The sequence below is a fragment of the Dorea sp. OM07-5 genome, from assembly GCF_003481355.1.
Classification (GTDB): Bacteria; Bacillota; Clostridia; order Lachnospirales; family Lachnospiraceae; genus Dorea_D; species Dorea_D hominis.
In genome coordinates this window covers 427-27,299 of the sequence record NZ_QUKZ01000022.1, presented here as the reverse complement: position 1 = coordinate 27,299, position 26,873 = coordinate 427, and the positions used below count along the sequence as shown (strand labels likewise).

Here is a 26,873-nt window from a genome sequence, read left to right as displayed (position 1 = left end):
TTGGTATGCTCCCCGTCAAGAGGACAATAAAAAATAATAAATTTTTGTATCGTCAGCCATGCTATGGCTGGCGATATTTTATGCTGCTTTTGTATATTGCTCATGATATTTCATTGGTGTCATTACATGCAGTTTCCTTTGAAGTCGTTGGTTGTTGTAGTAATCTATGTAATTAGCTATCGCAGTAATCAAAGAGCTTCTGTCATTAAAACGCTGTTTATAATACATTTCTCGTTTTAGAATTCCCCAAAACCCTTCCATTGGTCCATTGTCAATACAGTGGGCAACTCTAGACATACTCTGCTTCATATGATGTTTTTTTAATCTAGTATAAAACTGTGCGCTTGTATATTGAAAGCCTCGATCAGAATGAACTAATGGGTGTGCATCTGGCTCCTGACGAACAGCCTCATCAAACGTGTCCATAACTAATGGATTATCATTATGATCGCTGATTTTAAAGGAAACAATCCTTCTATCATATAAATCTAAAATAGCACTCAGATAAACTTTATGAACTTCTATTCCGTTGTAGTATTTAAATTCAGAAACATCTGTAAGCCACTTTTCATTCGGTTTTTCGGCGTGAAATTCACGGTGTAAATAGTTTTTTGCTATGTGATCAGGATTTCTGTCTCCTCTAGTACAACTCTTAGGTTTCCATTTAATATTTGATTTTATATCGTATTTCCTACAAATACGAAGTACTCGTTTATCATTCACATGAATTCCTTTATGTCCATCTAATTCATCACGAATCCTTCGGTATCCCATATCTGGATGCTGGTGATGAATCCTTTGGATTTCAGTGGATAGTCTTTCGTTTCGAAGTTCATTATTACTTTTCGGATATTTTCCCCAGCGGTAATACGCAGAACGTGTAACATTAAGATATTTACAAAGTCTATCTATGGGATAATGCTTAGTAGACGATAGTTTTTGGATGGCTTCATATTCGGCTAACCGATGGATTAAAGATAGCGACCCCTCCTTTCCAGTTCTCTGACTTTTTTTAACAGATCATTCTCCATTTGTAAGTCTAGATTTCTTCTTTCCAGTTCAGCTATCTTGTCACGTAGCTCTTCTTCAGGTGTTCTGCTTGGAAGAGAAGCTATACGACGTCCACGTCTGTCTTCCAGACCCGCTTGACCCATCTTTTCGTATCGTATTACCCAATTGCGAACTTGTTGATAGGAACAATCATATTTGAGTGCCATTGCACCATAATTCTTATCATTTGCAAGACAATCTGTTACTATTTTTAATCTCTCATCAAGTGTAGTGTTCTTTGCCTTTTTCATGTAAGCACCTCCAGTGGATGTTTTTAATATTCCACCAGAATTATACACCTTAATCCAATCGGAAAGCTGTCTGTGTGAACGAATTCCGTATTTTGTGCAAATATCCTGAAGAGATCCTTCTCCGTTAAGATAATCATTTATAGCAGATATTTTTAAATCTTTTGAATAAGATTTGTTTTTCGGTTGATTGAATAATCCAGTTGGTCCATCATACTGATAAATAGAAATCCAATTTCGAATACTATGATGATCAACTCCCAATTCTTTTCCTGCTTGCTGTATGCCAATTTCTCCTGCAAGGTAGCGTTCGACTATTTTTACTTTTTCTACTGGTTCTATCTTACTCTTTCTGAACATGAAAATACCCCCATATAGGACTTTTATATTTCATTGTCCTATATGAGGGTAGCATATCAAATCAGCCGTGGCCTTATTTATATCATTTCACTCTTTTTTGAAATAGAACAACACCACAGCAACAACTCAAATCGACTTAAAATTCCAGACTATTCGCATTCAGCAAGAAATACTTCATTCCCATGATGACAAAACCTTCATCATTTCTCCAAGGCTTTTTGCTGCCATTTACAATGACGATCTTCTTGAAAGAGTCCGGGATATTACGCAGAGAATTGAACTCCTGCGTCTGTTTTTCTTCCGAAGTCATGTCATATGCAACCTGGATATAGTATCTCTGGTTTCCTTGATTCACCACAAAGTCAACCTCCAACTGCTTGCGAACACGTTTGCCCTCTTTATCCTTATCGAAGATATCCACGACACCCACATCAACATTGTAGCCACGGATCAGCAGCTCGTTATAAACAATGTTCTCCATGATATGAGTAGGCTCCTGCTGTCTGAAATTCAGACGTGCATTTCTCAGTCCCAGATCAGTAAAGTAGTATTTCAGATTTGCACCGATATACTTTCTGCCCTTAATATCGTATCGGCTTGCCTTGGAAATCAAAAAGGCATCTGTCAAATGGTCGATATGCTTGGAGATGGTTTTATTAGCATAAGTCATCTGCCGCTCACTGGCAAAGGTATTGGCAATCTTTGAAGGATTGGTCGGTGCACCGATTGCAGATGCAAGCACATCAACCAGAAGCCCAATCTCATCCACGTTCTGAATCTTATTTCTTTCAATAACATCCTTCAGATAGACATTTGCAAAGATGTTCTTCAGATAGTCCGCTTTCTGTCGTTCGCTCTGGAAACTTACGATCTGCGGCAATCCTCCGTAGATCATGTAGTCATCCCAGGCATCATCATAATCACCGTCATAGACAGAATAAAACTCTGCAAAGGAGAGAGGGTAGATTCTAATCTCATCACCTCTGCCACGGAACTCGGTCACAATGTCGCTGGACAGGAATTTGGAATTACTTCCGGTGACATACACATCAATATTGCTCATGCGGAGCAGGCTGTTCAGCACTTCCTCAAATCGTGGCATGAACTGCACTTCATCCAAAAGGAGATAATACTTCCCGTCGTCTTTCATGGCATCCTTGATGTACTTGAAGCATGCCTTGGGATCTCTTAATTCCTCGTTCTCAATACCATCCAATGCAATTTCAATAATATGATCAACATCAACGCCGTTCTCCAGTAAGTATCTCTTAAAGATGGTAAACAGCAAAAAGGATTTGCCACATCTACGAATGCCGGTAATCACCTTTATCATTCCATTATCTTTTCGCTCAATCAGCTGCTGTAGGTAAGCGTCTCTCTTAATCTCCATCGTTACACTCCCCATTTCCGTGCATCTGCACACTTTTTAGTAATGAGATTCTATCACAGAACGACCTGAATTTCAATATGTATTCCCATTTTATGTGCATCTACACACTTTTATGTAATGTTGATAAATATATTTTCAGATTTTTTTGATTGCAGTGTCTATAATCGACTACTCCAATCGTTATTATAGGTAGACAACAAAAAGAAGATGGTTCCGATGTTTCATTAAATATGTTCGTTAGTCTTTTACACAAAGGATTCTATCTCCTCTGCGCCCTAATGCTTTTCGGATTCAGTTCAACAACTGGAAGTTAATTATAAAGGTCTTTGCAAATACACCATATCTACTAACTGTACTCCGCTCTCGTAGATTGGGTGATCGTAATTATCTATAAAGAAATTTGATATAATATGTGAACGGACAAAACCACACTTTTCATAAAATGGTATTGTCAGTGGGCTATCGCCTGTTCCGACTTGCAGAATGGCGTATTGTTCTCTGTAATTATTAACAATAAACTCAATTAAGGCTCTTGCATAACCTTTCCCTTGATATTCTGGAACTGTAGCAATGTTCTTGATTTCGAGTATATCATTTTTTTCATCCGTTATGACACACTCGCACTTGACCCCATTATCATCAAGTACATACATCTTGCCGCTATCAAGATAACGGTCAACCATATCTTCCTGCTCATCTGCTAATAGGAGCAAATCAAGATATTGTTTTTTATTCTCTTTAACTTCAATAATTTTCATCAATCGCACCTTCAAATTTCGATTTCTATTTTCGTTTCCATAGCATGGTGTACTCTTTTTCACCAGTAGCTTCATCCAAACCTTCACATTGAATAATGAACCCTTCTCTTTGGTAAAAAGAAATTGCTCTGATATTCTTCTGGTATACATTTAATTGTAATCTGACTTTTTTATCCTTAATATAATCCAATAAAAGCTTACCTATGCCACATGACTGCATCTCATCAGAGACAAAAATACCTTCGATATATTCATCATTTAATCCTACAAATCCTTGTATCATTTTATCTGCTTCAAACACATAAACTTCGTATTGTGACATCATTTCTTTTACTAATTCATAATTACTCTTCCAGTATTGATTGGAAATAAAATAATGTGCTTTCAGATTTGTCTTTAACCATATGTCAGCAACTCTATCGATATCTCCGTTTAGCAACTTTCTAATCATAACAAATTTTCTCCACAACTACATCCTTTATGCTTTTCTCTTTTTTTCATTCTATCACAAGCTCACCATTAATCATCATTTTTTTGATATTTTTTCTTTTCCCCCACTGTAAAACAGCCTCTGAGCGTTTCGTTATATAGAGGGGTACACATACAGAGCAAGATCCACCCATGTTTAACAGTATTGCCATTTGGCATCCTGTTCTCCTATGGGATTTATCTTGATGGGGATCTCCCCATACCCTCTCAATAACAGACGTTTCACTTGTCTGTTGGTTCCACCTAAAGGTGTTCACAGCACTATTTCTAATATCGGAAGGGGCAGCCGATATTAAAATACGTGGACTCCCGGTAGGAGGAATAGTCTCAACGGAAGGAGGAGTATGAGAACAAAAAAAAAGATAAAGAACTGAATCACAGACATTTTATAGGATTACGTCTTACAGATGTCGAACTGGATTTATTAGACCAGTATCACTGATATATTCGTAGATCCATTCCTGTATTTCCTTATCGATGTAAGAGATATCAACGGCAACCGTGAATTGAAGCTTCTTGTTATCTACCAAATCAAGAAGTTCCGGAATAGGCTCTGTTAATCGTACAAATCTTTGTACCTGAGCTCTACTTTCCCCAACTTGCTTGCTCAAGACTTCATCCGATCTCAACTTCGTCTCATTTTGAGACAAAGTTAAATCTGCTCTGATTCCCTGCCTTTTCATTGCCTCAAGTTTCATCTTATAAGCAAAAGCTTTCTCACTCGGCAACAGTTCCTCTCGCTGAATGTTAGCGTCCATCATTGCCACAATGGCATCATCATTCGGTAATTCTCTTACGATTGCCGGAATTGTCGTAAGTCCTGCCAGCTGTGCTGCATGCATTCTTCTGTGACCGAACACCATTTCATATTCTTCATTATCATCCATGCGAAGCAGTACCGGTGTCAGTACTCCATTGATCCTTACTGTTTATATCTATCTTCTCCTAAATATTTTTCTAGTCATTGCAATATAAAATTGCTTATACATTCTCTCTCTTAAGAGTCCTGGTATTCTGGATAATATACAGAGCGACCGATATGACCATCATTATAGCGCACAAACCAATCAACAAATCTGATACCATCGGTGTAATGTGGAACCATATAATATGCACCGCTGCAGTTCCATATAATAAAAAGGTTACTATCTTTCCATGCCAGTCTGCACCATGTACTTTTCCTGTCTTTCGTATCACAAGACATCCACTAACTGCCATATACAGCTCCTTACCTGCCATTATTACGATTAAAAGAAGCACATGCGGAAAACGAGTAAACAGACAGATTAACATCGCTGCCTGTGTCAGCTTATCAGCCACCGGATCAAGTATTTTTCCTAAATTACTAATCCTATGGAATCTTCTTGCGATATATCCATCAGCAAGATCCGTAAGACCAGACAGCAATAAGATTTCACCAGCTAACAGAGGATTTTTCTTTACACAATAACTCCATATAATTACCGGAATCAGACAAAGCCGAAAAAAAGAAAGAAGATTAGGAACCGTAATAATTCTATTCAAATTTTCTTCCTGATTCACTTCACTCTGCATGTACGGTCACCTCACTTTCCTTTTTTTTAGACATAAACCAATAAAATATAACACAAAATGCTAAAGCAAATACAACACCAAAAACATTTTGAATCACTCTAAGGCTAACCGCTCCTTGTAGTCCATAAGTCTCTGCAGCAATGGCTAAAGCACCAAATGTGTTAAATAATGCCTGCCAGCCATATTGTGCTGAAAATCCTACACCGATTCCACCAAGAATTCCTATATATGCATAGATTGACGAAGGAAGCAGAAAATATAATACTGTAAAACATATAACACCTGCAATATTTCCGACAATCCTTTTACGGACTCTGTAGTGCATATCTTCCATAAACGGCAAAATCGCGGACATGGCCGCAATACCAGCCCACATTGCACGTGGCATATTACAAAGTTCTGCAATGCAAAGGACAATCGGTACGCATAAAATCTGACATATCTGCCATTTTGTTCTGGAAGAAGTGATATCAAATTCTTGTATCAGATCTTTCAGATTTCTTTTATAAGTTCTGTTTTTATGATTTCGATAAAATACAAAGCAGGTAAGTGCTGCACCTAAAGCCATTCCGACTAATCGCATCTGATAGCTTTTTCCCGTAACATCATAACCATATAGCAGCAGATACCCAAGAGCCAATGTAGATTGATTAAACATGAATGGATTATGGCATCCGAACAGAATCAACACAGCCAGTGCCGCAATATTTAACAGCATTCCCAATACCGGTGAAAACTGATTTGCTAAATGCGGACATACAGTCATAATTACAAAGAACAAAGCCAAAAGCATCGTAGATTGTCCGGTGTGGATCCCCAGATCCGCATTTCTAAACACCATGAGACATAATAAGACTACTACACCTACAATGCTGTTCTCATTTCCAAATAGGATGCTGAAAATACTAACAAAGAAAAAACAAAATGCCATTGTAACAGCTATCTTCACCAGATATACCCACATATGATATAATTTTTCTTTTAATGTTTCACTCTTTTTCAACAGGTTTTTAGAACCTGCCTGATTTAACTGCAACTCCTGATAAAATGTCATATAAATTCTCCCATCTTCTAATTTATCTTAAAACTATATAATCTCATCTTTCTGCTTTGGCAGCTCTATAACAAATCTGCATCCACCATATTCACGGTTTTCTGCTTTAATTGTTCCTCCGGCACTATCTACAATCCGTTTTACAAGTGCAAGACCTAGGCCATTTCCTTCTGCTTTATGAGATCCATCTACCTGATAGAACTTGTCAAATATTCTGGATTTTACATCATCCTCTATTCCTGGTCCTTCATCTTCCAAAATGAACTTAACAGAATCCTGTTCTTGTTTCAGAAACATCGTAATTGTCCCCTTTGAAGGGCTGAACTTAATCGCATTATCCAAAAGATTTATCCAGATATGCATAAAAAGTCCTTCATTCCCAGTATATTTAACTTCCTCCAATTCTACCTGAAAACCAATTTCTTTTTCTGTCCATTTTGTTTCCAATGAAAGAAATGCCTGGCGGATCTGTTCATCCAGACGATATTCTGTTTTTTTCATTGGTATATTCTGATTCTCTAACTTGGATAACAGCAAAATATTACCAACCAATCCGGAAAGTCTTTGGGTGTTAAATAAGATTTTTTCTACATATTCCTCTTGATCCGGAGACAGTTCTTCTCCCTGAAGTAGCATTGTATATCCTTCAATGGCATTAATCGGGGTCTTAAACTCATGAGAAACATTAGATACAAAATCCATCTGCAGCACCTCTGTTGCACGAAGTTCTTTTGTCATAACGTTAAAACTTTGATAAGATTCTCCAACTTCTGCTATACGGCTGTTCGTTTCCAAATGCTGTTCAAAATCTCCCTGAGAAACTTCCTTCATTGCTTTACTAAGTCTGGTAATTGGTTCCAGTAACTTTGCATTGATAAAGGAAGTGATCAGCCCTGCAATCAATGTATTGAAAATTAAAAGCCAGCCAAGCACAGATATGCTGCCCGGCAGATTAAAAAAATGATTCAAAAAAGCAAATAATAAAGCAGATATGACTGTTGAAAATACAAGTGCCAGCCAGATTGCACCAGTCAGACAGGATCGGATCCGCAATTCTTTTTTTTTCTTTTGTTCCATTATTTTTTCACCACCTTGTATCCAATTCCACGCATGGTTACAATTTCGAAATCCGGATTGTCTTTCAAACGCTCTCTGATTCTTCCTATATGTACCTCTACTGTATGTGGGTCTGCCTCTGTCTCATATCCCCATACTTCATCCATTAACTGTTGTTTTGTAAATGTTCGGCCTGGCGAAGCTGCAAGCTTGTACAAAAGTAGAAATTCTTTTTTAGGTAAAACAAGACTTTCCTTATCCGTTGCAACCGTCATTGCATCGTAATCAAACTCTGTTGAACCGATCACAATTTTGTGTTCATTCAATATTTGCGCACGACGAAGCAATGCCCCGACTCTCAAAACCATTTCATTCACATTTACCGGTTTTACCATATAATCGTCACTTCCCGAAAGAAATCCCTGGCGCATATCATCAAAGGAACCTTTTGCAGTGATCATAAGTACTGGTATCTGATATCCTGCTGAACGAAGTTCCGATACCAGTTCATAACCATCCATAACCGGCATCATAATATCAGAAATGATCAGATCAATATATTCCCTATCCAATACCTCTAATGCCTGTGCCCCATCTGATGCACTTTTGACCTGATATCCATTCTTCTCAAGCACTTTTTGGAATAGCTGACTTAATTCTTTATCGTCTTCTACAATTAATATTTGAAACACGTTTTTCTTCCTCCTTCATCAAAACAGGTACCTTGCCCATCCAAGCAGATGTTGTACCAAAAATATATTTCTCTGACGTTTCTTTGTTAATTCAATTGGCTCTACATGATACGGATCATTATAAGTTCCGCCTTCTAATATCTGGCGGGACACTTTTTCATATTCCATCATGCCTTCTTCTAACTGTTTATTAATATCTTTACTGCGTATTACAAGCATCAGTTCCGTATCCAGATAAGCACTTCTCATGTCCATATTAAAGGAACCGATTACAGACAGATCATCGTCAATCAGAATACTTTTTCCGTGGTATGAATAACCACCTTCATATTCCCAGATATTAATTCCTGTACTTAAGATTCTATTTCTGTTTTTCGCATAATCGGCAGACCCAAATGGATTCCCATTATTCGCAACTGAATTTGTCATGATAGAAAAATCTGAAACGGTCTCTGCAATCTCCTCCCATGTATTATACATCATATCATTACAGATAATATATGGCGTGTGGATCTTCACACGATTTTTTGCATTTTTCATCAATTCTCCCAACTGATACCACACTACTGGTTCTTTGGAACCTGTGTGAATAGGATTTGACACTAATGTAATCTTTTCTGTCTCAAAAGTTTCGTCCGTATAATCGGTCTCGCAGATTCTTTCCTTATTCTCTTCAAAATATTTCTGATAGCTGTTCTGCAGCTCTAAAACTGCGTTCTTTACAGATTTTCTATTTGCCAGTTTTTTATTGTTATGAAAATAACCACTGTCTTCCTGCTTCCATATGGTTTCAAAATACTCTGACAACTGGTTAACTGAATTTTCTTTCTCAGGTTCATCGCAAACCACTAACACGTCTCTGTCATAGTTCTTATGCCCCGGAAAATCACCCAGGAAATAATTGTATGTATTTCTTCCCCCAAGAATATATCTCTTTCCATCCGTAATCAAATATTTATCATGCATTCTACCCATCATTTTCCACGGTTTCAACGGATTGGCCTTATTATACAGTTTAATTTCAACATTCTCATGGGAAGATAATCCATAGAAATACGGATTTCCTTCCATATCAATCCAGCTCTCCATTCCATCTACTAACAGACGAATATGTACACCTCTGTCTGCCGCATCATGCAGTGCTCCTAAAATCAATTTTCCACTTTCATCGGATTGAAATGCAAAAGTAGAAAGAATAATTTCCTTTTTTGCATTCTTGATCAAACGCACTCTTTGTAAAAGCGCTTCTGGATTCTTTTCTATGATTACTGCCCGTTCTGTATTTTCACTGCATTCGTTCCGTGACCCATTTTTTGTTTCTTTTTTGGTTGTATTGGACACTTCCGGCTGCTTTTTATATGCAACGCAGATTCCGAGCAATTCATAAAAAGCCACACATAAAAAAATTGCCAGTATAACAAGAAGGATTTTACATATTTTATGCTTTTTCATTGTACATCACTTGATTCCTTTTTATTTCATACTTATACAATACAAAGTCAATCTCAATTTAACCTCAACAAGGTTTATTTTTTTCATCCATGCAAAATCTTCTTTGTACAACAGACTGTTAGATATAGCAAAAACGGCCTTTCAAAAACAGTTAACTTCTAAATCAACTGTTTTTTGAAAGGTCGTTTCATCAGATTCTTATAGCAATCCAGCAAATAATCTCATAAATAATTGTCCCAGTCGCAAATATGCACCTTGTCCGGTTTGATATTGGTCTGTCACATCACGACATTCTCCCATCGTTCTTATCAGATCATTTTTTATTTCCACAACTGCCTGACAATCTGCCATAAAACAGCCGTTTTCAAAATGGTGATATAAACTTCGATAATCCAGATTAATTGTTCCACAAGTTGCCATACAGTCATCTGCCACACTCATTTTTGCATGACAGAAACCAGGAGTCCACTCATAAACACGAACACCATGTTTAACTAATCCATGATAAAAAGAACGAGTTATATTATAAATGAATTTTTTATCAGGAATACCAGGTGTGATAATTCTTACGTCTACCCCTCGCTTAGCAGCCAGACATAACGCATGCGTCATTTCATCTGTTATGATTAGATATGGAGTCATAAACCAACAATATTTTTCAGCTTTATTTATCATACTGATATAAACTTCTTCTCCTACTTGTTCATTATCCATAGGGCTGTCTGCATAAGGTTGAACAAACCCAGTTTGCTGTGCCGCATAATCATAGTGGAAAAGGTATTTACTAAAATCAGAATCATTAGCATCCTTATCACTTACTGCATTCCACATTTCCAAAAATGTCACCGTAAGCGACTGAACAGCATCTCCTTCTAAACGAATACCTGTATCTTTCCACTGTCCATACGGGTGTGTGTAATTAAAATATTCGTTTGCTAGATTATATCCACCTGTAAATCCGACTTTTCCATCAATAACTGTTATTTTTCTATGATCACGATTGTTCAAAAACAGATTTAAACCTGGCACAAATGGATTGAATACACGGCAATGAATTCCTATTGCCTCCATCTTTTTCACAAAATCTGTGTTAATAAAGCCTATAGAACCCATATCATCGTAGAATACTCTAACTTTCACACCTGCTTTTACTCGCTCTTCCAGAACATCTTGAATCTTATGCCATGCTTCAGCGTCTTCTATCGCATGATATTCCATAAAGATAAACTTCTGTGCTTTCTCCAAATCCTTAAGCTGTGCCTCTAATCCTTTCACTGCTTCATCAAAATACACAATATCCGTATTCTGATAGATTGGATACTGCGAATTTCTTTGTATGTAACTTGCTATATTTCCTGCTTTCGGAATTGCTTCTTTTATTCTGCTCAAACACTCCTGACTGTCCGGAAGCATTGGTAACAATTTGCTATCAATTTCTGCATATCGCTCACGCATTTTATGTGTGCCACCATTCAAACCAATCAACAAATACAGGCCTACACCCATAATTGGGAAAATTAGAATTAAGATGACCCAAGGCATTTTCATAGAGGATGTCTTATTTGATGCGTACAATCCCAAAACCAAGATCCCACTCAAAATCCTTGTAAATAAATTTATGATTTCTGCATATTCATTCAAGCGTGTTACGATAGTAATAATAAAAATCACTTCCAGAAGAATGCAGATTATGGAAAAACATAGCCGCTTTACCCCATTTTTTGTTTTTGCTTTGCCCTCTAAAGTATCTTGTTTCATATATATTCCACCTTCCTACTTGCTTAGTTTTCTCCCTAAATTTCATGGAACATACCAATTTTGTCTTTTATTCTCTGCATTTCATTATCTGCTTCAATGATAGCTCTTGCAGAATGAAGTAATTCTTCACTTATCTCATCATAGCCAGGCATTTCTTCAATTCCTTTTTTATAGCGAAGTTGATGTTCCAATGTTGCCCAAAAATCCATACCATTGGTTCGAATCTGTAATTCTACACGCATAGGTGTTTTACCCTTAGCAAAAAATACTGGTATTTCAACAATCATATGATAGCTTCGATAACCATTCGATTTTGGATTTTTTATATAATCTTTTATTTCAATAACTTTAATATCATCCTGTTGGGTAATCAAATCTGATATCATATAAATATCGTCAATAAACGCACAAACTATTCGAACGCCTGCTACATCATTGAGATATGTCTGTATATTTTCTGTTGTAAATTCATATCCCATCTTCTGCAGTTTATCGTAAATACTATTGGGCTTCTTAATTCTTGTTTTTATAAAAGAAATAGGATTTCGATTGTTCTCAACTGAAAATTCATCATCCAAAACCTCAAGTTTAGTTTGTATCTCCCGAATAGCACAACGATACATCATCATTAAATTATAAAATTTTGTAGCATTATTTAAAAACTGTAGTGATTCCGGACTGTCCATCCTGAGTTTTTTTACTTTATCTTTTGTCATGGAACTTTCCTTTCTACCTCATCCCTGATTTCAAAACATTATTTATTTTGATAGTTGATTCGTTCTCCTTGAATTACTGGATAACAAATTATTTTATCACTATCCAGATTTTCTACATGCATATCTACTGCACTGATCTGATGGTTTTCATAAAGGATAATCCTCTGCAACATGAGCCATTCCAATAATTGCATAATGATTTTTCATATCGCCAACATGGCGAAAATTAAACGCATAATTACGTGGTGTAATTACTATCTGATCACCATAAGAGCATTCATAATCGAGGGTTCGTCCCAAGTAAAAATCTTTTGTTTTATAAGTTGCTGCTGTACACATGATCGTTTATCCTCCTAAATAGATTGAAATATGTCAATGAGTTTTTTTCTTAAACAATAGTATAGCACAATTCTTTTATTTCGTTCCAACTTCATACATGATCATAACATGTAAACTTTAAACTATTTTCCTAGATTATTTCTCCATCAGTTTTTCAAATCAGGTATCCATAGCTAGGATGAATTGACCTACATCTGGCAATTCTTGCAGCATTTCATTTAGGATTTTGTGCTTCACATATTTCTGCACATACACCCAACAGGCAACGCTACTGGCTTCTGATACAATTTCAGCTATGGTTTTGCGCATAAGCTCTTCAAATTCAGCAATTTCTTCTTTCGGAACAACATCATACAGTGTGGTGCCTGATGACTTATTTTTACTCCATTTTCATTTGCATCTTTAAGCAGATTCTTAACTTTTTCTCTTGAATCCTCCGGTACTTTCATGTACTCCCACATAAATGCTACCACATCGGCTGGTGTGTCTTTTTTTAGTGGTGGTAACTGAATATAATCATTGTTTTCGCTCATTTTCATATCCTCCTCACGATATAATAAAATCAATAATACGTTCTCTTGTCATATCCAGTACAGTATCTACGAAAACTCCTGCAAACAGGATCAGATACAGAATAACACTCAGCGAAAACAGGAATGCAACCCAAATGTTAGCTGGAAATGGATCATTTTGAATGGAATTTTGTGTCACGAACGTGATTAGAAAATAACAAAAGCGTTCGTTGTCAGCTAATCCAGCTAACATTTTCGAACGCTTTGAAGCCCGTCGCCAAGAGGATTTGAACCTCCGACCCCTCGCTTAGGAGAGCTCCAACCTATTGTCACTCTCTGTCAATCTGAGGTAAGGTAAACCCATATGAGATACTATTAGAAACTGTTTCCTATTCAATTTGAGTTATTCTGAATACCCCCTCTGTCAAGCTCTGTAAAGCTCTGAAAGTTAGCTGATTGTTTGCTCCAGCTAATAATTGGGGAATGCCTTGATATTACCATCGACATCTGTTATATGACCACCATGCTTCGTACGTTCGATCATGGTAAACAGTATTCAATTAAACTTCCTATCGAAAGCACGAGATATTTTCTTGTCTATAAATAATATAACGCATACGAGACGGTTTGTCCATGCGTTTTTGACTGGCAAATTTTATATTTTATTACGATATTTTTTTCAAAATCTTTTTCTCATTTGTCTTTGAAAAATCACTTAACCGATAAGATCGGACTCGTGTCTTTACAATGATTGGAATTAACAAACCATTATTTACCAGCTTTGCACATCGATTAATAATCGTTTTGTTGGTTACACCAAGCATTTTGCTTACTTCAATTGGTGTAAACTCATATAATCGCTTTTTTAACAGAAATGCTAAGAATTCTTTTTCTTTTGCATTTAAATAAGATAGACTTCCATCTAACTCGTCGTTTTCGGATGTTTTTGATAATTCATATACCTTTTTAGAATACAATTCCATCATCCGCAAAAAATAATTGATCCATATTTCCGGATGAGGAGGGTTTTCTCTTCCTGAATAATATAACGCCGGTAACCCCATTTGCAGTGATGCATAATACTCATCTGGATCATAGGCAAAATATTCTTCCAGAGAACCTATTCCATTAAAACCATATCCATAATAATCAAGAATATAGCCTGACATTAATCTGGCGGTTCTTCCATTTCCATCTTCAAAAGGATGAATGGTAACCAATTGATAATGAACTACAGCAGCAATAATCAGCGGATGATCATCTGTAGTATTTACATATTCAACAAGTTCATCCAACAAGTCTGGAATATCAATATACTCTGGTGGAATATATTCCGCTGCGCCTGTTTCGGAATCATATACTGCAAATAACATTCCAGGTGGCATAGGGCCTCTTAAGCCTATCTTTTCTTTTGACGCACCTTTTTCAACCATTGCCTGCACTTCTAAAATCATTTCTTTTGAAAAAACTTCTTTCTTTTTCAGTTTTTCTTCTAAAAAATTTAAAGCTAAAAAGTAATTACGAACTTCCTGTTCTGGCTTTAAAAAATGTTTGTGAGGATCACTATCAATAGCCTCATTTGCCTGTTTTTCAGTTAATGGATTTCCTTCAATCTTATTAGAAGCATAGGAACTTTTTTTCTTAGAGTTTTTTCTAAGTCTGTTTTTTATAACAGGTGGCATTTCTATCGTACTAAGAGAAAAACGCTTTTCGTCTATTTCCGATATTCTTTTTAAAATTTCATTTGTTAGCGTAACCTTAATCACATGATCCACCTCCATTTCATCCATATATTATATCGTTTTATGAATCGTTTTTCCACTAAAATTACACTATTTTTTCACTATTTTTCATTACTTCATCGTCTTCGCCAGTGAATTGAGCAACGCCCGCATCTCTGGATTAGCCAACACTTTTACCAGAAGTTCCGGATCGACTTCATCAGCAACAGTAGTATTATTATTTTCCTGCTGTACATGCATCTGTGGATCCAGATTCTTTTTCTCATAAAACGCTTCTTCAAAAAGCTCTGCATTTTTCCTTCGGTCATCATCCAGAATATGAGAGTACACATCCGTAACCATATTGACCTGAGCATGGCCGGAATCACCCTGTACCGCCTTGATGTCTCCACCATTCAATTTCAGCTTATAAGTAACGCTGCTATGACGAAAACTGTGAAATACAACCGGTGGGAGATTATAGTCCTCGATCAGTTTTTTTAAAGGACCACGTATTGCTCCATCTCCTAGAGGAAGCCCAAAGGTACTTGCCATAACCAGGTTATAGTCCATATATTCATCACCAAGGATTTCTTTCATTTCATCCTGTTCCGCTTTCCAGTCTACCAACATATTAGCGACACTCTTTGGTAAGAATATCTTACGCACACTGCTTTCTGTCTTTGGTGTTTTCAGAATACGGACCGTAGAATTCTTCTTATGATTTGTCGGGAATACCAACAACACATCTTTTCCATCCAATGCATTCAACGATTCTTTTCTTATACGCTGTGATTCTTTGTTGATGAAGACATATGCACGGTTTTCTTCAATTGCCTCAGGAGAAATATCTACACAATCCCAGGTAAGACCAAGCAGCTCACCAAGTCGTAAGGAACATGAAAAGGATAGATTTATTGCAAGCTTTAATCGCTCATCTTCACAGACACTGAGCGCATACATTAATGTATCCGCTGTCCAGATGTCTCTTTTTTGTGATTTATGTTTTGGTACAGTCGCATGGGTGCAAGGATTCTTCTCCATTAACTCCCATTTCACTGCCTGTTCAAAACAGTTTCTAAGCAACTTATTAATATCCCTGACCGTACTGGAAGATACAAATTCATTTCGACTGGTTTTATTCAATGGATTGATAACTGCACGTCTCTTCAAAAGACTCTGATAATATCTTTCGATGAATCTGGTATTGATCTCTGAGAGTTTCGTATCACCAATGATCGGAAGAATATAGTTATTGATAAGAGAGACATTTCCTTCATATGTAGAAAGCGCCCAGTTTTCTTTGCCATAAAGTGCAACATATTCTGTAATAAGCTCGTCCAGTGTTTTGCATTTACGGACGACAAATGATCCCATCTCTTTTTTATATTCAATTTCTTTTTTTCTTCTCTTTGCTTCGGCTTTCGTTTCATAGGTTTCCCATTTCTGTTTTCTCTGACATTTCTTTATCCTCTTTTCCTTGAAATATGAAAGAAAAATTATTCCTTCATATAACGAAACGCTCAGAGCATGTTTTACAGTGGTCAAAAGCAAATTTTTTTACTTTTTTTCTTACGAGTTTTCTTGCGAGTTTTTTTAATGCAATTCGCAAGAAACTCGTAACATTAGATTTTTACATTTTTCATGAAATTAAGTAAAGAAAAAGAGCATATGGAATTGAATCCATACACTCTATGATTACTGGAACTTTATTTCATTTTTAATTCAACAAACTGGAATTTAGCGATTTCTTTTTCCGGTATTCTCTGTTCCACGGACTTCCTCATGATAGAAATAATCTACGATGATTGGATGTCCCTGTGGCACCCTGCCGTAGGGCATTTCATTATCAACAAAGGAACAGTCATATTGCTTTGCCATTTCTTCGGCTTTTTCTTCCAGAGTTTTGAAATAGCTGCGGTTGTGCTTGTTATAGATTTCGTCATAAAGCGGCACAAGGTCAGAATGTTTCTCTGCTATGTAATCCATAATCGTCTTTTTGAAGCCACCCCGAAGATTGAGGTTTTCTAGCCAGAACAGATCGCACTGATCCTTTACCCGCTCAAAGATCGCTTCAAAGTCCGTGATACCGGGAAATACCGGGGATACGAAACAGACTGTACGGATCCCTGCTTCATATACCTGCTTCATAGCAGCGATACGACGCTCAATGCTTGAAGCAGAGTCCATATCGTTCTTGAAATTTTCATCCAGTGTGTTGATCGACCATGAAACGGTCACTCGTCCAAGCTTTATCAGCAGATCAATATCCCGTACCACAAGATCAGACTTTGTGCAGATCAGAATATCTGCGTCACTGCCGATCAGCTGCTCCAGAAGTTTTCTGGTATTCCCGAATTGCTCCTCCTGTGGATTGTATCCATCTGTCACAGAACCGATGACCACCCGTTGTCCGGCATATTTCTTCGGATTTTTAATTTCCGGCCAATGCTTCACATCAAGGAAAGTGCCCCATTCCTCCTTGTGCCCGGTAAAGCGCTTCATAAAAGAAGCATAGCAATACTTGCAGGCATGTGTACAGCCCACATAGGGATTGACCGAGTAACCGCCTACCGGCAGACTAGACTTAGTCATGATGTTCTTTGTTTCCACCTCACGAATGAGGATTCCATTTATTACTTCTTCCATGATTTCTGTACCTCTTACACTTTATTAAATTCTTCCGGCATTTCCTGAATCATATTTTCATCCCCTATGATAGGGACAAGGTCTTCCTTCATAAACACCGGAATACCGAACTTATGTGCCTGGTCCGCCAGAGACCATGCCCATTCCGGCTCCGTATGAATCTTCCTGCTCTGAGCTCCGGTCATGGTGCCGACAACGATCCAATTGATTCCGGAAAGGTCAACTGTGCCTGGATCGTCGAATAACGGCTCAAAGGTAACATGGTAATGTTTTGCTCTGACGTTTTTCCGAAGGGCGTCGATACGCCACAGTTCTGCTTTCCTCGTCACCGTAGCGCCAAACCATGCGTTTTCCAGATCGGTATCAAAATCCAGCAAATCAGGTCGCTTGGTAAGGAACAGGAACTGATGCTGTGGATTTTCACGGATCTTTGCAAACACCTCGTCTCTCCATTCCGGCTTCCATCCGGAGAGATCGCTCATCCCGGTAAGAAGAAAGTTCTGCGGACGTTTCTTTTCCATCATCTTGAGCTTACCCGGAAAGAATTCAGGGTCAGCGAAGTCATCAATCATATGCCAGCGTTTCACGTTGTTGCGGGCATAGCAATATGTACACCCCACTGTGCAGCCGATGACGATATTCATGTTCTGAATCTGATCTTTGATACAAATACTCATGACTTCTGCCACTCCTCAAGATTCTTTCTGATGCGGTCGAGGCATTCCTCAAACCGGGTAATTTCTTCCTCTGAAAAACCTTTGTAGTAAATATTGCCCATCTCATCAGATACAGAATCGTACTCGCCCTTTAAGGCATGTGCTTTCTCAGTCAGAAACAGGAGTGTTTTCCTTTTGTCCGTTTCAGACTGAACACGGCTTATCAGCCCTTGATTTTCCATTCTTTCCAGCATCGTAGTAAGAGATGTTATCGCTAATCCGCATTTAGTCGAGAGTGACCTGATTGAGATACCATCCTCCTGCCACAGCACATAAAGAATACGTCCCTGGGCTCCATTAAACGCATCAATATTCTTTTCACTGAGAATCTTCTCGAAAATCCGGTCTCCAAGCTGTTTTATTTTGGTGACAAGAAATCCTCCATTCATTTCCATACAAAAGCTCCTATATAGTAGTTTATTAAAAACATACTATATAGGAGCTTTATTGTCAAGAGTTTATATGTCCTAATAGGTAAATTCCGTTTTTTTCAATTCTCCAAACTGGAATTTGGTGTGTGCTTTATAAATTTTTTCCGATCCCCTCAAGTTCGTTCATGGAATCCTTATTTTTTTCAAGTTCATCTCTGGCTGTTGCGTAATATGATTTTTTGAAAAGCATATCCCATGAAAGATATTTTGCCATACAGTCAAACTGCTTATCAATCAGCTCATACTGGATACTGCCTACGGGAGAACCACCTACAACAATTGTGCCAACTTTTTTGTTTTTTAACTGCAATCCACGGCAGTAGCACTTATCAATGATAAGTTTCAATTGTGCTGACATTCCCCACCAATAAACTGGTGTAGCAAAAAGAATCATATCTGCGGCAGCAATTTTATTAATTGTAGAATTTGTATCATCCTTATCGACGCATCCCTTAGAGCATTGACAGACACCACATCCCTTGCATGGTGCAATGTTGAGTTTGTCGGGTTCAATGATTTCAATTTTATTCTTTTCTGACGCTCCTTTTATAAATGCATTGATTGCTGCCAGCGTATTTCCTTTTCTGGCACTTCCATTAATAATTACAATTTTCATGCGTGTACCCTCCAACTTCCGATTGAGATTTCACCTGTTTTAAGAGATTTAATAACTGTTATATTTTGTTATTAAATTCTCCGCAATTCCTTGAAAACACTGGATTTGTCGCAGGTGAGCTTTCCCTTATTGTTTCCCTTGTGTTATATCGTCCTACCAGTGTTTACGAACACTGATAAGGGAAAATACAAGGGCAAAAAAATTATATAAAACAGTATAACACAAAATAAAAGTGACATGGTGAACTGATTGAAATGCTTCTGATTTTTGTAACAGATGATTTATTGATCGATAAGGAGATAAGATACGATGAGAACAATATTTGCAGAATATAATCCCGGACGAAACAGCATTGATGTTTATACCAGTGCAGGCTATATGCTTCGCATTGACTGTTGGGAAGCAGAAAAGGACTTAAAAACCACACCAGGATCAGACTGTGCATTAAACGCACTCGCCATTGATGAACCTCTTGAATATGCAAGATTATATCTTGATGGAAATTTGCAGATGTGGGTAGATGCGGAAGATTCATTAGAATTATAAAATACAAGTAGCCTGTATTCTTTATTTCACATACAGGCTACTTAATCAAAATTACTATAATTGATGGTAAGCAAGTTTCTTAATATACCTTGTTTGAATAATACTGAGCCATTTGCATATTAATTTCAAATGAAAACTTTTTAGTTTTGATTCAGTATTTAATCAATGTTCCTATATTTTAAATATTCTGTGAACTTTTTAACTGCTGGAGTAATTTTGGTTCGATCTTTCATCGCCAATGCAATTTCTCTGAAATATGGTGTTTGAAATGGTCGGATTGCAATCTGATATGGTATACGTCTCAAAATCATTTCAGGAAGTATACCAAATGCGATTATTATTTATAAGTATTTCTTGAAGGTATTTTTCATCTTCAGGGCAACGTCCATCGCCCAATCGAACTGTTCAGACCACTTATCCTTATTTTAAAAATTTGCCGAATAAGATATAAGGATTCTGTTGGCTTTCTTGTCCAGTCATTAGGCTTTTCTACCACTTCAAATTTAACGGCGATATCCGAACTGCCTATTTGGTATAGTTTGATTTCTACCAAGAAGAGCGCAATATTCTCATCGGTGTGATTATTCAGCCACTCAATTGCAGAGCGATGTTCTTCTCTGGCTCTCTTGACAACCCAAATTACAATATCGGCAGATTTGCCGGAGGCATATGTAATCAATTTACCAAGGTAATCATGGTCTGTATCTTCAAGCTGATTTTCAATAATGGTTTTTCTGTCCGTTCCTGTTTCAGTTGCATAAATGTCTACATTAAAATCTCCAACGCTGGACTCAGTTTCATCAAAGGTTATCTCCAAGCCAACGGCATCCGCCAGCAACGCAAGATTGTCCTCTTCTGCAAGCCAAAGAGTAAAGTTTATTGCCTAAAAAGTTGCTTGATCAAGAGGTGAGTGCTAATTATTTGAGATTTTTTTTGCACACCTTGATTTTGCTTGGTATGCAGCCATTTTTTCTTTCCAACTGCCAAAGATGGGATTTTACTATAACCGGATTTTTTATTTCGCGCACTCCATAATAACCGCTTCACATCTGCCATATCCAAGCTGTGAACTGTTCAGACACAACGTGTAATTGCTGGCCTTTCCCCACTTCTGCCCGGTATAAAAGTTATAATTTGTCATACGCCTTTTATCTGTATCCTCTATCAGCTTTGCTGCTTTCTGGTCACTGACATTATATAACCAGCTGATACGCTGTATGCATCATCCAGAAGCATTCCCTTGGTCTCAAGCAATTACCTGCAGTGTCTCTCCCGCTCCCTTTTTTAAACATATAATGATTTATAAAGCGTTACTTTTTTTCTCTGCACGGTCAAGATAAATATAAAATCCAACATTTAGCACGATTCCCACCATTGTCGATACTGGTGCCGCAAGACCGATCTTCGTCAGGCTTGCATTCGGCTGGATACTCATCACATAGGCAAATGGAAGACGTACCAGCAATGTCTGGATTAATCCCTGTGTCATTACCCATACCGTCTTGTTATTACCATTGAAATATCCGACCATACTGAACAGAATTGCTGTCACGATTGTTTCCAGTGCGAATCCTTTCAGATATGCATACCCTTTCTGGATAACGGCTACATCCGTTGTGAAGAACCCTGCCAGTATATCGCCTCCAAACATCACCAATAAAAATACTATACATCCCACAACCAGGCCAACACCGATTCCGGTAAACATGGATTTCTTCGCACGCTTTGCCTTGCCTGCTCCGATGTTCTGAGATACAAAGGATGCCATCGACTGCATCAGCGCACTTGGAACCAGCATCGCAAAGTTGACAATCTTACATGCAACACCGTAACCCGAAGAAGCTTCCAGGCCAAGCCGGTTCACAAATGCACAAAGTGCCAGGAAGGACATCTGTGTCAGGAACTCCTGCAGTGCAAGCGGAAGTCCGATCTTTAGGAATTTCTTACACTGACTATTCAACCCGAAATCTTTTCTGGTAATCTTAAATGGAAGTTCCTTTTTGATCAGAATAACAATAGCAAATACTACGCTGAGTGCCTGCGCTGTAACAGTTGCAATCGCCGCACCTGCTGCGTCCATATGAAATCCTGCCACAAGTACTATATCTCCGATCACATTTACAATACATGCAACAAATACAAATAGCAACGGTGATTTACTGTCCCCCAGTCCACGGAAAATTGCTGATAAAAGATTGTATGCAACAATAAAGAAAATACCGCCTCCGCAGATACGCACATATACCGAGGTCAGCTCAACCGCCTCTTTCGGAGCCTGCATCAGGACTGAGATTGGATGTGCAAATCCAACCATAACAATAAATAATCCGACTGCAATCATCGTAAATACAACTGCTGATCCGCCAATGACCGATCCAATCTGCTCTGGTCTCTTTTCACCGAGATATCTCGCAATCAGTACCGTAATACCCATTGCAAACTGTGTCACTACAAAAGTTACAAGATTCAATACCTGACTTCCCGTAGAAACCGCTGAAAGCCCGGATGTAGAACCGAATCTTCCAACTACCAGAAGATCCACTGCACCGTATGCCGCCTGCAGGATCAATGATCCCAGCACCGGTATCATAAATGCAATCAGTTTTTTAAGTATGCTTCCTTGTGTAAAATCTGCCTTATCGTTCATCGTAATGTTTTCTCCTTTCGCACATGATCTGATAAAATTTCTCTATCGTCCGTATCATACATTCTGCATCTTCGTCCGAGATTTCTTCCATGTAAGGGAGCAGACTTTTAAAATATTGTTCGTCATATTTCTGCGAAAGATTTGTTCCCTTTCTTGTAACAGCTATGTATGTGACACGTCCATCTGCTTCAGAAGCCATTTTCTTAAGGTATCCTTTTTCTTCCATCTCTTTGACAGTTCTTGTAACTCCCGGTCTTGGAAGCTCCATTGCATCACTGATATCCGACACCTTTACCTGTACGCCCTGTCCTTCCAAAGACTGTATCGTATCCAGATATTGAATAAAGGATGAACGAACACCTTCGGGCAACGGTGGGAGCATCTCCCGGGTCCGCTTTGCCTGATAACATGCATCGAACATCCTTTTTATTATTTCACTTGTCATATTCTGTCCTCCTTATATATTATCAGTAAAATCACCACTTATACTTTCTTTTGCATTCATGGCACTTCTAGTAATTATCACAGTTAATTACCTTTGATAATTATATAAAAATTTAGAAATTTGTCAAGCTTTTATTCCATTGTTAACAGCTGATCCGCTGAAAATTTATCATCTTCTTAATATCTTCCGGAATTTTTTCCCAGATTTCCGCAGACACATATTCCATATTTTTCCAAATCTACCTTTCCATTTATCACTTCAACTCCATCCGCTCGAAGAAGTTCTGCCTGTACATCCTCTCCACCAAACGCAAATGCCCCGGCCAGTTCACCTTTCGCATTGACCACTCTGAAGCACGGAATATGTTCCGGATCCGGATTCTTATGCAGTGCATTGCCCACGGCTCTTGCCATTCTGTGGTCTCCCGCCATCTCTGCGATCTTCCCATAAGTTGCCACATGTCCTTTCGGAATACGCTTCACTGCTTCATAGATTCTCTTTGTCGGACTGTCCGTAACCAGATCATACCCAGACAATCTGATCTTTCTCTTTATCCGGCAAAGGCTCTTTTTTCTCTAGCTGTTTCAGAATCACTTCTTCCCGTTCTCTGGCTGCCTTGTCTACTTCCAGAAGATGCTCTCCAATGGTGTCCTGCAGAAGCATCACCTGATAAGTTGAATTTCGATGATTCTTCAGATAATCTCTGTGAAGAAAACCATACTTGCCAAGTTGCTCCATCTGCTCACCGGATTTATAGGTGAGATTCGGGATCAGATATCCATTTACATTTGTATACGTTATATAAATAGGACATTCGCAATCCGCTTTCGCTACTTGCTCATGAACGCAGTTGCTTCGCTGCCTGCGTTCATTTTATTATGAGATTCCGACAGGTGTATTAAGAGGTACTGGGCACTCTTTATACCCGGCTATTGCAACTATCATAGGAACCTGTTGTTTTCGTATCCTCTGGATATATACTATTTTCAGGCAGCATTGCCAGTTAAATATTCTGTATTATGCTTTTCCTATTTCATGAATACTAACACTATTTCTTATTATAATTGGCTTTATTATAATAAAACCAATAAAGTAATATCCAAACGAATAAATTTTATTTTTATGCACAAATCGGACAGCTTTAAAAATTTAGCTGTCCGACCTACTCTTAATAATATCCCCGTTCTTCCTGCCAGTCTTTCACATAGCATCGAATTCCAATATAAATCACATGCACCAGTAGCAACAGCGTGATAAGATTTACAGGAATAACAGATTTTATCCATTCTCCAAAGTAAATTACAATAGCTGCACTCGTTATCGCCACTATTATACTGAGGATATCCCAGCAATATTTCCGGTAGATTTTTCCAACCTGATAGCCAATCCCAACTATCAGTAATCCGGTTATTATAAATAAAATTCCCATAACAATAGCTACGATCAGCCAGTACATAAGCCCGGAAAGGATACGGTTAGGTATTCCGCTGCTTAACTGTCCGAAAGAATCTGCACCTATGACAAACTCCCGAAACAAGCTTCCCATTCCTTTTCCTAACACACCGAAAAAGGTGATACAGTCGTTAAGGAAAACTGGCGAAAGAATAGCCGTAAACAGGGTTATTGTTATGCTGTACCATGCCAGTAGGAACAGGATACTTTCATAACCAGTTGTCATATTTTTAAATTTCTTTTCCAGCTGACTTTTGCGGTTATCGCATTTTTCTTTTGCTTTCTGGTAAGCAGTGCGGTCACATTTTTCACATTTCTCATAAGGCACTTTTTTCTCAACAGCTACCTCTACCGTCTTTTGGTGTGTCTGTGCATAAAGTTTCTCCTGTTCTGCTTTTTCATACTTAAATTTCCATGCCACGACTTCTGCGTCGGCTCTTTTCCTTCTGTCTGTCTCGTTGGTCAATCGCTCCTCTGTTTGCCTTAATCTTGTCCGCAATGCTTCGATATTCTCGGCTCTGTTTTCGCTGTTCAATTTCTCGTTCAAGGTCAGCGATTCGCTTAGCTGCTTGTTCAGTTCCAAAATTGTCTGGTCTTTCTGATCCAGTTCGTCCTGCATCTGTTCTGTCATCAGCAAAAGTTCTTCCACCTGCCCGACGTTCTCTAAGTCTTTGCATCCGTTCATCAAGCTCCCTCACTTTCTCTATCTGCTGTTTAAGGTCAGCAATTCGGTATTCTGTTTCTGCAATAAGCTGTTCTCGCTGTTCAGCTTCTGCGTTAATTCCTGCCATTGCTGATTCTCGGTTTCCAACTGTTCGATTCTGGTTTTCTGTTGCTCGATCTGTGAGAGCAGTTCTTCTGTATCTGGCAAAAGATTCAGCAGCCCGGATAATTCGCTGTTTAAGTTTTTTAAACTCTGGTTCTGCTCCTGAAAAAACAGAAGCTGCCTGTCCCGTTCCTGTAATTCCTGTATCATCTCTGCCATAAGATTCTGCTGTTCCTCGATCTGGTTTATCATTGTCTCCATCATGGGAATGACTTCCCGGCTTTCTTCTAATGTCATCCAATCGCTCCTTCCATTGTGTCAATGCACCAGATACTTTTCCAAAAGAAATCTTTATTTTACCCAGCAGTGCATTTTGTCTTTTTATGATCTGGTTTTCCTCCACTTTCCATGAAGCGGAGGATGTCTGTCCGTTTTGAAATTTCTCATCAATTTTTCTGGCATCCGCACCCTCATGGATCGTTGGTATCTCAAATTTTCCCTGCCTTGCATAAGAACGGTGGTCAATGTGATTTTCCGTTTTCAAATGTGCATTACAGACATTTGCCCATTCGCTCCGCCATAGTTCACAATTTTTGGGATTGTTCCATCCGGTAGCATCGGTTAATACACGTTTCCACTGTTTACGATTCCTTGCACCGATTTTCGGATTACCGTTTTCGTCCAATACCGGGATTCGGATTCCATGACGGGCAGGGTTCTTTTTATCCTGCCACCAGTCCGGGTGAGACTCATCAACCACGATATTTCCATCATTATCTCTGACAAAATCCCAGTCTTTGACTTCTTTGTTTCCCCATGAATGGTCTGGATTGAATGGACGCATGGTAACAAGTAAATGCACATGTGGGTTTCCATCGCCCTTATCGTGAATGCTCCAATCTGCACACATGCCTTTGTCTACAAAGATTTTCTGAATATAATCCGTTGTATATTCAATCTGTTCCTTTCGGTTCCATTCTTTCGGTAGTGAGAACTCAAACGACCTGCCAAGCTGTGCATCCGCGGTCTTCTCAATCTTCAAAACTTCATTCCACAAACGCTGTTTCTGAAAAGTAAGTTTGAATTTTTCCAGTGCAGCTTCTTTGTTATCTGCTCTTTTATATCGGACTGATTTCTGGAACCGTCTGATAGTTTCAGCAGGTACATTCTGCCATTCCTGTGGTGCATTTTCACACATCATCAGGCTGGTATAAACGACTTCTTTTTTTGAAGTGTAGTAGCTGATCCTGCCTGTTTCTTCATTTTTCATCACATCGCCATTGAGATAAGCAGACGCCGATATGATGGATTTTCCTTTGCTGCGTCCAACAATCTTTACTGTATAATGAAAAATCGCCATGCTCCGTTTCCCCCTTTCTGCCGTATCCGGCTTTGATTTCCAGCAGGTAACCTTTTCCCTAAAAGAAAATGGTATCTGCCGGAACGCCCTCTGCAT

General features: G+C 38.3%; 26 protein-coding genes and 5 pseudogenes. 1 reads left to right on the top strand and 30 read right to left on the bottom strand.

The genetic code is table 11. The annotated features are described in order from the left end of the window. Window positions 1-78: 78 nt before the first annotated feature. The 22 genes and pseudogenes from DXC04_RS15760 to DXC04_RS14265 form a co-directional block, all read right to left on the bottom strand. Entirely contained in the window at window positions 79-972 is an 894-nt protein-coding gene (locus DXC04_RS15760) for an IS3 family transposase (protein WP_226851847.1), read from the bottom strand. Then, window positions 972-1,658 carry a helix-turn-helix domain-containing protein gene (locus tag DXC04_RS15755; protein ID WP_055284358.1) on the bottom strand — a complete coding sequence of 229 codons (687 nt, stop codon included), beginning with the start codon at window positions 1,656-1,658 and terminating at the stop codon, window positions 972-974. Before DXC04_RS15755 ends, DXC04_RS15760 begins: the two co-directional genes overlap by 1 nt. A gap of 136 nt (window positions 1,659-1,794) precedes the next feature. After that, on the bottom strand, window positions 1,795-3,048 hold the full coding sequence (locus DXC04_RS14365; protein WP_118288811.1) for an ATP-binding protein: 1,254 nt from the start codon (window positions 3,046-3,048) through the stop codon (window positions 1,795-1,797). A gap of 314 nt (window positions 3,049-3,362) precedes the next feature. After that, on the bottom strand, window positions 3,363-3,806 hold the full coding sequence (locus tag DXC04_RS14360) for a GNAT family N-acetyltransferase (protein ID WP_117538423.1): 444 nt from the start codon (window positions 3,804-3,806) through the stop codon (window positions 3,363-3,365). 25 nt (window positions 3,807-3,831) lie between these two features. Then, window positions 3,832-4,257, bottom strand: a complete 426-nt coding sequence (locus DXC04_RS14355) for a GNAT family N-acetyltransferase (protein WP_118288810.1) — start codon at window positions 4,255-4,257, stop codon at window positions 3,832-3,834. A 454-nt stretch (window positions 4,258-4,711) separates the two neighbouring features. Then, window positions 4,712-5,224 (bottom strand): annotated as a pseudogene (locus tag DXC04_RS14345) (ParB/RepB/Spo0J family partition protein); the annotation flags it as partial. 52 nt (window positions 5,225-5,276) lie between these two features. Beyond that, window positions 5,277-5,849: a CDP-alcohol phosphatidyltransferase family protein gene (locus DXC04_RS14340; protein WP_117538425.1), complete on the bottom strand. Its 573-nt coding sequence runs from the start codon at window positions 5,847-5,849 to the stop codon at window positions 5,277-5,279. Then, a complete protein-coding gene (locus DXC04_RS14335) occupies window positions 5,839-6,903 on the bottom strand; it encodes an FUSC family protein (protein WP_117538426.1) in 1,065 nt (354 codons plus the stop codon). Before DXC04_RS14335 ends, DXC04_RS14340 begins: the two co-directional genes overlap by 11 nt. 33 nt (window positions 6,904-6,936) lie before the next feature. After that, window positions 6,937-7,980 (bottom strand): sensor histidine kinase, encoded by a 1,044-nt coding sequence (locus tag DXC04_RS14330; protein WP_117538427.1) that lies wholly within the window; start codon window positions 7,978-7,980, stop codon window positions 6,937-6,939. Beyond that, window positions 7,980-8,651 carry a response regulator transcription factor gene (locus tag DXC04_RS14325; protein WP_117538428.1) on the bottom strand — a complete coding sequence of 224 codons (672 nt, stop codon included), beginning with the start codon at window positions 8,649-8,651 and terminating at the stop codon, window positions 7,980-7,982. The genes DXC04_RS14330 and DXC04_RS14325 overlap by 1 nt, the downstream gene beginning before the upstream one ends. Window positions 8,652-8,669: 18 nt before the next feature. Then, a complete protein-coding gene (locus DXC04_RS14320; protein ID WP_117538429.1) occupies window positions 8,670-10,103 on the bottom strand; it encodes a phospholipase D family protein in 1,434 nt (477 codons plus the stop codon). 198 nt (window positions 10,104-10,301) lie between these two features. Continuing rightward, window positions 10,302-11,861, bottom strand: a complete 1,560-nt coding sequence (gene cls / locus DXC04_RS14315; RefSeq protein WP_117538430.1) for a cardiolipin synthase — start codon at window positions 11,859-11,861, stop codon at window positions 10,302-10,304. Between the two features lie 35 nt (window positions 11,862-11,896). Further along, entirely contained in the window at window positions 11,897-12,577 is a 681-nt protein-coding gene (locus DXC04_RS14310; RefSeq protein ID WP_117538431.1) for a GTP pyrophosphokinase, read from the bottom strand. Between the two features lie 150 nt (window positions 12,578-12,727). Continuing rightward, window positions 12,728-12,916, bottom strand: a pseudogene (locus DXC04_RS14305) (linear amide C-N hydrolase); the annotation flags it as partial. 293 nt (window positions 12,917-13,209) lie between these two features. Beyond that, window positions 13,210-13,449 (bottom strand): hypothetical protein, encoded by a 240-nt coding sequence (locus DXC04_RS16315; RefSeq protein ID WP_330411928.1) that lies wholly within the window; start codon window positions 13,447-13,449, stop codon window positions 13,210-13,212. Between the two features lie 13 nt (window positions 13,450-13,462). Next, window positions 13,463-13,681 (bottom strand): hypothetical protein, encoded by a 219-nt coding sequence (locus tag DXC04_RS14295; RefSeq protein WP_118520954.1) that lies wholly within the window; start codon window positions 13,679-13,681, stop codon window positions 13,463-13,465. Window positions 13,682-14,093: 412 nt separating this feature from the next. Then, on the bottom strand, window positions 14,094-15,218 hold the full coding sequence (locus tag DXC04_RS14290; protein ID WP_117525959.1) for a Fic family protein: 1,125 nt from the start codon (window positions 15,216-15,218) through the stop codon (window positions 14,094-14,096). Between the two features lie 63 nt (window positions 15,219-15,281). After that, on the bottom strand, window positions 15,282-16,526 hold the full coding sequence (locus tag DXC04_RS14285; RefSeq protein WP_243059954.1) for a site-specific integrase: 1,245 nt from the start codon (window positions 16,524-16,526) through the stop codon (window positions 15,282-15,284). Window positions 16,527-16,889: 363 nt separating this feature from the next. Beyond that, window positions 16,890-17,798, bottom strand: coding sequence for a radical SAM mobile pair protein B (locus tag DXC04_RS14280; RefSeq protein ID WP_117538433.1), 909 nt, complete (start codon window positions 17,796-17,798; stop codon window positions 16,890-16,892). Window positions 17,799-17,812: 14 nt separating this feature from the next. Continuing rightward, entirely contained in the window at window positions 17,813-18,475 is a 663-nt protein-coding gene (locus DXC04_RS14275) for a radical SAM mobile pair protein A (RefSeq protein WP_118288809.1), read from the bottom strand. After that, entirely contained in the window at window positions 18,472-18,909 is a 438-nt protein-coding gene (locus tag DXC04_RS14270; RefSeq protein ID WP_008392846.1) for a radical SAM mobile pair system MarR family transcriptional regulator, read from the bottom strand. The genes DXC04_RS14275 and DXC04_RS14270 overlap by 4 nt, the downstream gene beginning before the upstream one ends. 127 nt (window positions 18,910-19,036) lie before the next feature. Continuing rightward, complete coding sequence (locus tag DXC04_RS14265) at window positions 19,037-19,561, bottom strand: flavodoxin family protein (protein ID WP_118661263.1); 525 nt, start codon at window positions 19,559-19,561, stop codon at window positions 19,037-19,039. 309 nt (window positions 19,562-19,870) lie between these two features. Here DXC04_RS14265 and DXC04_RS14260 point away from each other — a divergent pair, with 309 nt between their 5' ends. After that, a complete protein-coding gene (locus DXC04_RS14260) occupies window positions 19,871-20,107 on the top strand; it encodes a DUF6061 family protein (RefSeq protein WP_054703081.1) in 237 nt (78 codons plus the stop codon). 373 nt (window positions 20,108-20,480) lie between these two features. On the opposite strand, the gene DXC04_RS14255 is transcribed toward DXC04_RS14260, so the two are convergent. From DXC04_RS14255 to DXC04_RS14220, 8 genes and pseudogenes are all read right to left on the bottom strand, one after another. Then, a complete protein-coding gene (locus DXC04_RS14255) occupies window positions 20,481-20,945 on the bottom strand; it encodes a hypothetical protein (protein ID WP_242849410.1) in 465 nt (154 codons plus the stop codon). A gap of 177 nt (window positions 20,946-21,122) precedes the next feature. Then, window positions 21,123-21,326, bottom strand: a pseudogene (locus DXC04_RS14250) (AAA family ATPase); the annotation flags it as partial. An 81-nt stretch (window positions 21,327-21,407) separates the two neighbouring features. Then, window positions 21,408-22,754, bottom strand: a complete 1,347-nt coding sequence (locus DXC04_RS14245; RefSeq protein ID WP_054703079.1) for an MATE family efflux transporter — start codon at window positions 22,752-22,754, stop codon at window positions 21,408-21,410. Further along, on the bottom strand, window positions 22,744-23,199 hold the full coding sequence (locus DXC04_RS14240) for a MarR family winged helix-turn-helix transcriptional regulator (RefSeq protein ID WP_022046904.1): 456 nt from the start codon (window positions 23,197-23,199) through the stop codon (window positions 22,744-22,746). The genes DXC04_RS14245 and DXC04_RS14240 overlap by 11 nt, the downstream gene beginning before the upstream one ends. 176 nt (window positions 23,200-23,375) lie before the next feature. Next, window positions 23,376-23,726, bottom strand: a pseudogene (locus tag DXC04_RS14235) (MGMT family protein); the annotation flags it as partial. Then, window positions 23,725-24,006 (bottom strand): annotated as a pseudogene (locus DXC04_RS14230) (TnpV protein); the annotation flags it as partial. The pseudogenes DXC04_RS14235 and DXC04_RS14230, both read right to left, overlap by 2 nt. Before the next feature lie 361 nt (window positions 24,007-24,367). Then, on the bottom strand, window positions 24,368-25,072 hold the full coding sequence (locus DXC04_RS14225) for a DUF6040 family protein (RefSeq protein ID WP_054703078.1): 705 nt from the start codon (window positions 25,070-25,072) through the stop codon (window positions 24,368-24,370). Next, window positions 25,056-26,777, bottom strand: coding sequence for a MobA/MobL family protein (locus DXC04_RS14220; protein ID WP_118006327.1), 1,722 nt, complete (start codon window positions 26,775-26,777; stop codon window positions 25,056-25,058). Before DXC04_RS14220 ends, DXC04_RS14225 begins: the two co-directional genes overlap by 17 nt. Window positions 26,778-26,873: the final 96 nt, after the last annotated feature.